The organism is Tenacibaculum sp. 1_MG-2023, from assembly GCF_030547425.1.
In the GTDB taxonomy this organism is placed as follows: domain Bacteria; phylum Bacteroidota; class Bacteroidia; order Flavobacteriales; family Flavobacteriaceae; genus Polaribacter.
In genome coordinates, this window is record NZ_JAUORH010000009.1 from 124,158 (window position 1) to 134,643 (window position 10,486).

Consider the following 10,486-nt stretch of genomic DNA (forward strand, 5'->3'; position numbering starts at 1 on the left):
TCCGCCTAACAGCGGATTTTTATTTTTATCGTCTCTTCTTTTTAAAACCTTTGTTCTTTCTTCTAGAAGGTTTTGATGATTTATACGTCACAGTATCATCAAATGTATTTTTAGCTTTTCCTGCTTTGTTTTTACGCCACGAAGCATCCTCAGGTAATAATTTTTTCAGTAAATCAGTACGTCCAACCTTAGTCAACGTATCCTTTATCCATTTTTTATTTTCCTTTTTATACCAAAAGAAAAATTTGTGCTGATCTTCCTTCTCCTTTTTTGTTTTCGGAGTTTTCACCTCTTTTAAAGTATACGGATGATATCCACTGTAATAAATTACCGTAGCAACCGTCATCGGTGTTGGTGTAAACCCTTGTACTTGCTCTAACTGGAAACCCATATCTTTGGTCTCAGCCGCTAAATTTGCCATATCTTCCGCCTCACAAGCAGGGTGACTAGATATAAAATACGGTATTAATTGAAGCTTTAATTTCTTTTTAATATTAATACGATCGAACCTATCTTTAAATAAATGAAAATACTTAAACGAAGGCTTACGCATTAACTTTAGTACAGGATCAGAAGTGTGTTCTGGTGCAACTTTTAATCGACCAGAAACGTGTTTTGTCATCACCTCTTCTGTGTAGGCATCTAACTCTTTAGGATCTGCATTTTTATTAAACTCAGGCACTAACATATCGTGTCGAATACCACTACCAATAAATGATTTTTTCACCTTCGGATGTGCATCAACAGCTTGGTACAATTTTGTTAACGGTTTATGCGAAGTATCTAAATTACTACAAATTACAGGCGAAATACACGACGGAGCAACACACTTGTCGCAAATCGACTGTACTTTACCTTTCATTTTGTACATATTTGCAGAAGGCCCACCAATATCAGATAAGTATCCTTTAAAGTCATCCATCTGAGCAACTTGGTCTACTTCTTTTAAAACAGACTCTTGACTTCTACTCGCTATAAATTTTCCTTGGTGCGCTGAAATAGTACAAAAACTACAACCTCCAAAACATCCACGGTGAATATTAATAGAAAACTTAATCATTTCAAACGCAGGAATAGGTCCACGTTTGTTATACTTAGGGTGTGGTAATCGTGTAAAAGGTAAATCGAATGAAGCATCAATTTCTTCCTCCGTCATTGTTGGAAACGGCGGATTAATCATCAGTTTTTTATCTCCAACTTTTTGAAAAATACGACGTGCGTATAATTTATTCGACTCCTGCTCTATTACTTTAAAATTGGAAGCATACGCCTTCTTATCTTTCAAACAATTTTCATGCGAATTAATTTCTATATCATCCCAGTTTTTATTTTTCGGAGTTTTTTCTGCTCCATCTAATAAAACAGCTGTTTGCTTAATCGTTTTTAAGCTCGAAAATGGCACGCCTTTTTGCAACAACTCCACAATTTCTCTTAGTGGCTGCTCTCCCATCCCATATACCAACATATCGGCTTTAGAAGTTTCTAAAATCGTTGGTAATAATTTATCAGACCAATAATCGTAATGTGTAACACGACGTAATGAAGCTTCAATTCCACCAATTAACACGGGAACATCTGGAAACTTTTCCTTTAAAATTTTAGAATATACCGAAGTTGCATAATCAGGTCTAAACCCTTTATCTCCATTAGGAGTATAAGCATCTTTATCACGACGGCGTTTACTAGCCGTGTAATTACTTACCATCGGATCCATACATCCGCCTGTAATCGCAAAAAATAACCTAGGAGTTCCTAACTTCTCAAAATCCTGCAAATTATCATGTACGCTTGGTTGCGGAACAATTGCCACACGCAAGCCATAACTTTCTAAAATACGTCCAATTACTGCAGGACCAAATGATGGATGATCTACGTATGCATCTCCACTAAACAGGATTACGTCTAATTCATCCCACCCTCTTAACTTCACCTCCTTATTTGTAGTCGGTAACCAATCTGAAACTCGTCTAATTCTCATGCCGTTGCAAAGGTACGGGGTTTTATTTACACTACAATGCAGTAAAAAACTGAAAACTAGCCATAAATAAAGAAAAAACTACACCTTAAAACACCTCTTTAACAATTAATTAAGATAATTCTGGTAGTAGTTTTGCTAAATTCCGCACTTATTTATTCAATTAATTTTTACAATGACTAAAAAAATACTTTCAACTATTTTAGTGGTATTTCTTGCTTTAGGAGTTTCTTTGGATGCAGAAGCGCAACGAAAGAAGAAAAAAAACACAAAAAAAGAGACTCCCGCTAAAAAAGACAAACCTAAAAAGGGTGGTATACAACCTTATGAAAAGGTAGTTACCAAAAAACACAAAACAGACGAAGGTTTGTTTAAAGTTCATTCAAAAGATGCTAACTATTTATTTGAGATTCCAGATTCTCTTCTCAATCGTGAAATGCTAATGGTGACTAGAATTGCCAAAACTGCTAGCGGAATTGGTTTTGGTGGAGGAAAACAAAATACACAAGTGTTACGTTGGGTAAAAAACAAGAAACAAATTTTACTAAAAGTAGTTTCTCACAATGTTGTAGCAGACACCATTTTACCAGTACACGAAGCGGTTGTAAACTCTAATTTTGAACCTATCTTATATGCTTTTCCAATCAAAGCATTTAGTAAAGACTCTACAGCTACTGTAATTGACGCTAGTCCTCTTTTTGAAGGTGATGTAAAAGCAATTACTTTTCCACAAAGAAGCAGAAAGCGTTATAAGATTTCTAAAATGGATAAAACAAGATCTTATATTGACAGAATTAGCAGTTATCCTCAAAACATAGAAGTTAGAAATGTAAAAACTTACATTGCTGGGAATCCTCCATCAAATTCAAGTGTAGGTTCTGTAACTATGGAATTGAGTAACTCTATGATTTTACTTCCTAAAACACCTATGAAAAGACGTTATTTTGACGAACGTGTAGGATGGTTTACGAGTTCTCAAACAGATTATGGTTTAGATGTTCAAAAAAGTAAATCGGTTACCTATTTAGACAGATGGCGTTTAGAAGTAAAAGACGAAGATCTTGAAAAGTTTAAAAGAGGTGAATTAGTAGAGCCTAAAAAGCAAATCGTATACTACATTGATAGAGCCACACCAAAAAAATGGCGTAAGTACATCAAACAAGGTATTGAAGATTGGCAAGTTGCTTTTGAAGCTGCTGGATTTAAAAATGCCATCATTGCTAAAGATGCTCCTACTAAAGAAGAAGATCCTGATTGGAGCCCTGAAGATGTACGTTACTCTGTAGTTCGTTATTTAGCATCTCCAATCCCAAATGCAAATGGCCCTCACGTTAGTGATCCTCGTTCAGGAGAAATTTTAGAATCAGATATTAACTGGTATCATAATGTAATGACTTTATTACACAACTGGTTTTTTGTACAAACAGCTGCAATCAATCCAGATGCAAGAGGAAATCAATTTAAAGATGAAGTTATGGGGCGCTTAATCCGTTTTGTTTCTTCTCACGAAGTTGGACATACTTTAGGACTGCCTCATAACATGGGAAGTTCTGTTGCATATCCTGTAGATTCTTTACGTTCTGCTGAATTCACTAAAAAGAACGGAACAGCTCCTTCAATCATGGATTATGCTCGTTTTAACTATGTAGCACAACCAGAAGACAAAGGAGTTGCTTTAATGCCTAATATTGGACCTTACGATAAATATGCTATCAACTGGGGATACAGACCAATCTTAGATAAATCAGCTAAAGATGAAAAAACAATCTTAAATCAGTGGATTAAAGAAAAAGCAGGAAACCCTGTGTATAGATTCGGACACCAACAAGTTCGTAATATCATTGACCCTAGCTCACAAACAGAAGATTTAGGTGATGATGCTATGAAAGCTAGTACTTATGGTATTAAAAACTTACAACGTATTTTACCTCGTTTAGAAGAGTGGACTACTGAAGATGGTGAAACCTACGAAGAACTGAAAACTATGTACGGACAAGTAGTTGGTCAGTTTAACAGATATATGGGACACGTAAGTTCTAATATTGGTGGTGTATATGAATACTTTAAAACTTCCGATCAAGATGGGGCTGTTTATGTACACGTACCTAAAGAGCATCAAAAAAGAGCTCTACAATTTGTAAATAACGAATTGTTTAAAACTCCTACTTGGTTAATTGACGAAAATATCATCAGTAAAACACAACACTCTGGAATTATTGAGCGTATAAGAAGTTTACAAGTGCGAACGTTAAACAGAGTTTTAAAAACTGGAAGACTAACACGTATGATTGAGAATGAAACTTTAAACGGAACTAAAGCGTATTCTCTTATTGAAATGATGGGTGATTTACGTAAAGGTATTTGGAGCGAAGTATATGCTAATAAAACTATAGATCCGTATCGTAGAAACTTACAACGTGCACATTTAGACAGATTGGACTTTTTACTAAACAAAGCAAAAGACCAAAAAGCACCAAGAAGTGATCGTGGTTATTTTAAACAAACAGCGGTTACTATTAATCAATCAGATATTAAACCTGTGGTAAGAGGAGAGCTAAAACGTTTACAAAAAGATATTAAACGTAATATTCCTTCAGCTCGTAACACAATAACCCGTTACCATTTACAAGATGCAGCAGATAGAATAGACACTATTCTAAATCCAAACAACTAATTTTTCTTACATAACAGCAATCTATTAGATTGCTGTTATTTTTTATACTTTTATCACACATCAACAAAAACCAAATGAAAAAAAACTTACTTCTATTCTTTATACTAGCAGTTTCGTTTGCTAGTTGTACTAAAAAAACAACAGCAAAGAAAGCTGAAAAGACAGAAAACACCTACGTTAAAGACCATTACACAAAAAAAGAGGTAAAAATTACAATGAGAGATGGTGTAAAACTACACGCCACTATCTATTCACCAAAAGACACTAGTAAAACCTATCCTATTTTACTACAACGTACTCCGTATAGTTGCCAACCTTATGGAGAAGATAAATTTAGAAGAAAAATTGGTCCAAACCCAGTTTTAATGAAAGAAGGAAACATCATAGTATATCAAGATGTTCGCGGACGTTGGATGAGTGAAGGAGTGTATGACAATATGCGTGCTTATATTCCGAATAAAACAGCAAAACAAACCGATGAAACTACCGATACCTATGACACTATCGATTGGCTAGTGAACAATGTAGCAAATAATAATGGTAAGGTAGGTACATGGGGAATTTCATATCCTGGGCATTACGCTACTGTTTCTGCTATTGATGCGCATCCAGCCTTAAAAGCTGCTTCACCACAAGCTTGTATTGGAGATTTCTTTTTTGATGATTTTCATCATAACGGAGCTTTTTTACTAAGCTACTTTAAAGCCATTTCTTTATTCGGAACTTACAAAGATCAACCAACTGATTCAGCTTGGTATTCATTCCCTGATATGAAAACTCAAGACCAATATCAGTTTTTCTTAGATAAAGGACCTCTTAAAAACTTAAACAAATATTTTCAATACGATAAGTTAGACACCAAAATAGCTGATAATAAAGAGCGTATTGATGACTTCTTTTGGAAGGAAATTGTAGAGCATCCTAATTACGACTCGGTATGGCAAAGCAAAGGAATTATTCAACATTTAGATAAAGTTCCTTCTACCGTAGCAACAATGATTGTTGGAGGTGAATTTGATGCTGAAGATTTGTACGGTCCATTAGAAACTTATAAAAACATTGAAAAAAACCAACCAGACAACTATAATACTATTGTTTTTGGACCTTGGGACCATGGTGGATGGTCTAGAAATAAAGTGGCTAACAAAGTGGGTAATTACTACTTTGGAGACTCTATCTCTTTAAAATTCCAAAAAGAAGTAGAAACAAAATTCTTTAACCACTTCTTAAAAGGTGATGGTTCTAAAAACTCAGGATTACCAGAAGCTTATGTTTTTGATACAGGTAAAAAAACGTGGAAATCATACGATGTATGGCCGCCAAAAAATGCTCAAAAACAAACATTTTTCCTTTCAGAAAACCAAGAACTAACAGCAACTCAAAAAGGAAACAACAAGGTTAGTTTTATTAGTGATATTAAGCGACCTGTGCCTTATTCAGAAGATATTAAAACGGTGTTTACTCCCCGTAAATATATGACAGACGATCAGCGTTTTGCTGCACGTAGACCTGATGTACTCGTTTATGAAACAGAAGTATTAACCGAAGACTTTACACTTGCAGGTGATATTTTAGCAAAGCTACAAGTAGCTACTACAGGTTCTGCAGCTGATTGGATTGTGAAGGTTGTTGATGTGCATCCTGCTGATTTAAAAAATGATAACAAAGAAATGCAACCACATTTAAAACTAAGCAACTATCATTTAATGGTACGTAGCGAGGTAATGCGTGGACGTTTTAGAAATAGTTTTTCAAATCCAGAACCTTTTACACCAAATCAAAAAACAGCCGTAAATATTAAACTACAAGATGTTTTCCATACATTTAAAAAAGGACATAAAGTGCAAATACAAGTACAAAGTACTTGGTTTCCTTTAATCGATTTGAATCCGCAAACCTATGTAGACAATATTTACAAAGCAGACGAAAAAGATTTTAAAACACAAACACACTCAGTATTTACTGACTCTAGTATAGAGTTTACAGTCTTAAAATAACAACAAACTTTTTTCTATTTAAAAACTCACAACACTTAAGTATTGTGAGTTTTTTTTATTTTAGAATTTATAACTCTAAATAACAATATGTACCTTTATCTTTAAATAATAATGTATTTTATGAACTGGATTTATTTAATTATAGCTGGTATTTTTGAAATAGGATGGCCCTTAGGCTTAAAGCTTTCTCAAAACGTTCAATATAAATTCTTAGGCATTTGTATTTCTATTATTTGTATGGCTACCAGTGGATATTTTTTATGGTTAGCTCAAAAAACAATTCCTATGGGAACAGCTTATGCTGTTTGGACAGGTATAGGCGCTGTAGGTACTTTACTTGTTGGTATTATATTTTTAGGAGACTCAGCCAACATTTGGCGTCTTATTTCTGCATCATTAATTGTATTTGGAATAGTAGGACTAAAACTAGCCAATTAAACTATTATTTTATTCTCAAAAAAAACTAACTGTGCCTAAAAAATATTTTTTCCTTCTTTTTTTAAACATTCATTTTATAACATACGGACAAGAGAATTACCCTGTTCCTCCTAAAAACTCTAATAGCCTTTTTTACATACAACACAGCAATAATTTTAACACATATGTATACGATGTTAATCTTAAAAACTCTAAGTTAAACACCAAAAAGCCTATTAAAGAATACAGAATACTATATACCAAAAATGCTGAAGTTAAGCCTCTAACTCCAACACAAAAAAGGCTTGCTTATGGTATGGTATTGCTTAATGCAGATGATAATTCTTTTAAATTTAGGCTAGCTGCTTCTTCAAAACTTGTTTTTAATTTAGAGAAAAAAAACAATCGTTACAAAATTTTTGTAAACCATAATACAACAAAAATATACCTAGACAGAATGTTCTTAAATATTAATGGAACTGGTTTAAGTACTGAAATAAAATCGGTTATTCTTTACGGAAAAGACTACAATACCAATAAAAAAATTGAAATTAAAGTTGAAGACTTTTAAACGATAAAACAATCTTATATAAATCTAGACACAAAAATTGATCTTTGAGTTTAATTTAAAATACTAGATGATAATCCCTCCTGTTAGAAATTTTTAACGCTACTACAGGAGAGGTGATTCACACCATTCACTCGGGTAGTATACAAATGCTGACTGATGTAGTTGTTAACCAAGCAGGAAACCTTTGGTGTGCCAATAACTGGAACCTACCTCAAACGGTAATGGAAGCAAAACCTGACCCTGCCTATTCTACTTGGGGTGGTGGCTCTGGGGTCGTAGTGGTTTACGGAATAGCCAAACCTGCTCAAACTCCACTTACTGGTCCTGTTAGTGGGGTTTAAAACCTATAATACTAAATAAGCGTCTGTTTTAAAGACGCTTATTTAACTAAGCTTATTGAATTAAACTCTAAGTACTCTTTTTATTTTTTTATATTTGGAAAAAAGTGCTATTATACCTCCAGATTATTCGTATAAAACACTAAAAGTACTTATATAAACAAGTTGTAACCAATTTGATGGAACATCCTCATACAAATAAAAAGCTACCGAAAGAAGAGACTAATTTAGTTCTCTCAATTATGAATGGGATAAATGAAAACTATTGGCTTCCATTATATAAATATCTTGAAAAAGAAACTGAATTAATAAAAACATTTCCTGCTTTATTATTACAACACGAACAGATAGTAATTTATATTGGGAGAACACATTTGGCAATTGAATATTTTGGACCAGAAAAAACAAACAAACTTCCCGAATCAAGAGGTGTGAAAGTTACTCACTATGATTTCGCAGATTCAAAAACAAATCTACTTGAAGATATTATAGGATTTAAATTTGAGAGTACTGCAATTCCTTTTACAATGCCAATTCCACCTTATTCAGAAGATTTAGTTTATCCAACAAATAAAGGAATGGACAAGTTAATTGAATTAAAATGGAATTGGATGGCTCAAGATTCAATTATGGGAATTAACAGTCCAGGTTTTCACGTTCCTGAAAAGCAGTTCACTCGAATTGTTAACGCAAGATTTTTTGATGCTGATGAAAATGGTTTAAAAACTCGTCACATAAAATGGCTTGATTTTCTACCAATGGAAATTTTCAATGAAACTGAAAAAACACACGAAATAAAAGTTTCGCTAACTGAATTAGCATCATTGGTTGAACACGATGCACATTTTAAATATCCATTACCACCAAAAGACGATTATAAATTCAATAAACTTCCTCAAATCAATAGATTTATTGAATTGATAGGCAATTCCAAAACGACTGAACCAAAACTGACAAAGTTTTTAGAACAACCTGAAAACAAATTCATACTTACTATGGGATTTCTTTCAAAAGAAATCCATCCTCAACTTTTACTAAAATGGCAATCAGAGGAAAAAAATGATATTCAACCAGATTTTCTAATTGTAAAGCCAAATGGATATGCAGATATTGTTGAGTTTAAGTTGCCTGATATTAAATCTAAAACAGTAGTTGGAAAATCAAATAGAGAAACTTTTTCAGCAGAAATTAACGCATACATTTCGCAAACAAGAGTTTACAAAGAATATTTTGAAGACCCTAATAATCGAAAATGGATTAAAGAAAAATATAATATCAATATTAGATATCCGAAAAGATATTTAGTAGTTGGTAGAAGATGGGACTTTTCAAGTGATGTTTGGAAAGAAATAATTGATGATTATAGAGATATTGAAATTATAACTTTTGACGATTTAGTTGATGGTGTAGTTTCACAATTTTATATGTAAAAAAACTGGTTACAACAATGACTATAATTAATTACTTCTACTCGCCTACTTTGGAAAATTCGTGCTAAACCACGCAACTACTCATAGCCGAGACCGTTCACAACCACCTCAAAAACTCCTCTCTAGGAATTTCTCTCGCACCTAAACTTGCCAGATGATCGTTGTATACTTGGCAATCGATGAGTTTGTAGCCTCCCTTTTGTGCTAAATAGATAAACGCAACTTTGCTCATATTACTTACTTTGCTAAACATGCTTTCGCCACAAAATACCCCGTTTCCTAAATCTACTCCGTACAAACCTGCAACTAATTTACCGTCCATCCATACCTCAATAGATTTTGCATAGCCTTTGTCGTGTAAGTTTATATATGCATCTTCCATTTCATCGGTAATCCAAGTACCTAATTGATCAAAACGATTGATATGTCGGCAGTTAAAAATCACCTCATCAAAAGCTTTGTTTTCCGTTATCGTAAAACCACCTTTTCGCAATACCTGTTTCATCGACTTGGAAATCTTTACCTCTTCAGGAAACAACACCATACGCTCCCATGGAGAATACCAAACAATCGGCTCCCCTTCATTAAACCATGGAAAAATTCCATGTTGGTAGGCATACACCAATCGCTCAACCGATAAATCACCGCCCAAAGCCAGTAAACCATCATCAGTAGCCAACTCATACGGAGGAAACTCTATTTTTTCAGAAAGCCAAATCATTCGTTACATTCTTTTTTACAAAAATACTATATCCGTGAATTCAACATCAACGTTTTATTAATAAAAACGTGGTATAGTCACCATCAGCGAAGTTCGTTGGCGTTTCCTCAACACAACGGAGCCATCAGCGAAGCTCGCTGACGTTTCCTCAACACAACGGAACCATCAGCGAAGTTCGCTGGCGTTTCCTCAACACAACGAAACCATCAGCGAAGCTCGCTGACGTTTCCTCAACATAACGGAGTCATCAGCGTGACGCGCTGGCGTTTCCTCAACATAACGGAGTCATCAGCGTGACGCGCTGGCGTTTCCTCAACATAACGGAGTCATCAGCGTGACGCGCTGGCGTTTCCTCAACATAAC

Annotated in this window: 8 protein-coding genes; 6 read left to right on the forward strand and 2 right to left on the reverse strand. The window is 34.2% G+C overall.

Annotation, left to right across the window (positions count from 1 at the left end; translation table 11 throughout):
* Positions 1 to 25: 25 nt before the first annotated feature.
* Positions 26 to 1,978, reverse strand: coding sequence for a YgiQ family radical SAM protein (locus Q4517_RS08335; RefSeq protein ID WP_303508067.1), 1,953 nt, complete (start codon positions 1,976 to 1,978; stop codon positions 26 to 28).
* 172 nt (positions 1,979 to 2,150) lie between these two features.
* Here Q4517_RS08335 and Q4517_RS08340 point away from each other — a divergent pair, with 172 nt between their 5' ends.
* From Q4517_RS08340 to Q4517_RS08365, 6 genes are all read left to right on the forward strand, one after another.
* Positions 2,151 to 4,649 carry a zinc-dependent metalloprotease gene (locus tag Q4517_RS08340; RefSeq protein WP_303508068.1) on the forward strand — a complete coding sequence of 833 codons (2,499 nt, stop codon included), beginning with the start codon at positions 2,151 to 2,153 and terminating at the stop codon, positions 4,647 to 4,649.
* Between the two features lie 74 nt (positions 4,650 to 4,723).
* Positions 4,724 to 6,646 carry a CocE/NonD family hydrolase gene (locus Q4517_RS08345; protein ID WP_303508069.1) on the forward strand — a complete coding sequence of 641 codons (1,923 nt, stop codon included), beginning with the start codon at positions 4,724 to 4,726 and terminating at the stop codon, positions 6,644 to 6,646.
* A gap of 120 nt (positions 6,647 to 6,766) precedes the next feature.
* The gene (locus Q4517_RS08350) at positions 6,767 to 7,084 is read left to right on the forward strand and encodes a multidrug efflux SMR transporter (RefSeq protein ID WP_303508070.1); all 318 of its coding nucleotides are present in this window, start codon (positions 6,767 to 6,769) and stop codon (positions 7,082 to 7,084) included.
* A gap of 31 nt (positions 7,085 to 7,115) precedes the next feature.
* Positions 7,116 to 7,634 carry a DUF4833 domain-containing protein gene (locus Q4517_RS08355; protein WP_173359899.1) on the forward strand — a complete coding sequence of 173 codons (519 nt, stop codon included), beginning with the start codon at positions 7,116 to 7,118 and terminating at the stop codon, positions 7,632 to 7,634.
* Positions 7,635 to 7,747: 113 nt separating this feature from the next.
* Positions 7,748 to 7,975, forward strand: coding sequence for a hypothetical protein (locus Q4517_RS08360; protein WP_303508071.1), 228 nt, complete (start codon positions 7,748 to 7,750; stop codon positions 7,973 to 7,975).
* 176 nt (positions 7,976 to 8,151) lie between these two features.
* Entirely contained in the window at positions 8,152 to 9,402 is a 1,251-nt protein-coding gene (locus Q4517_RS08365) for a Shedu anti-phage system protein SduA domain-containing protein (protein ID WP_303508072.1), read from the forward strand.
* Between the two features lie 97 nt (positions 9,403 to 9,499).
* Here Q4517_RS08365 and aat read toward each other — a convergent pair whose 3' ends face one another.
* Entirely contained in the window at positions 9,500 to 10,123 is a 624-nt protein-coding gene (gene aat, locus Q4517_RS08370; RefSeq protein WP_303508073.1) for a leucyl/phenylalanyl-tRNA--protein transferase, read from the reverse strand.
* Between the last annotated feature and the right edge of the window lie 363 nt (positions 10,124 to 10,486).

What these genes read in the sequence shown, in the direction of transcription:
- Q4517_RS08350 (WP_303508070.1), top strand. Translation starts at nt 6,767, where the DNA reads ATGAACTGGATTTATTTAATTATAGCTGGTATTTTTGAAATAGGATGG.
- Q4517_RS08345 (WP_303508069.1), top strand. Translation starts at nt 4,724, where the DNA reads ATGAAAAAAAACTTACTTCTATTCTTTATACTAGCAGTTTCGTTTGCT.
- aat (WP_303508073.1), bottom strand. Translation starts at nt 10,123, where the DNA reads ATGATTTGGCTTTCTGAAAAAATAGAGTTTCCTCCGTATGAGTTGGCT.
- Q4517_RS08365 (WP_303508072.1), top strand. Translation starts at nt 8,152, where the DNA reads ATGGAACATCCTCATACAAATAAAAAGCTACCGAAAGAAGAGACTAAT.
- Q4517_RS08335 (WP_303508067.1), bottom strand. Translation starts at nt 1,978, where the DNA reads ATGAGAATTAGACGAGTTTCAGATTGGTTACCGACTACAAATAAGGAG.
- Q4517_RS08340 (WP_303508068.1), top strand. Translation starts at nt 2,151, where the DNA reads ATGACTAAAAAAATACTTTCAACTATTTTAGTGGTATTTCTTGCTTTA.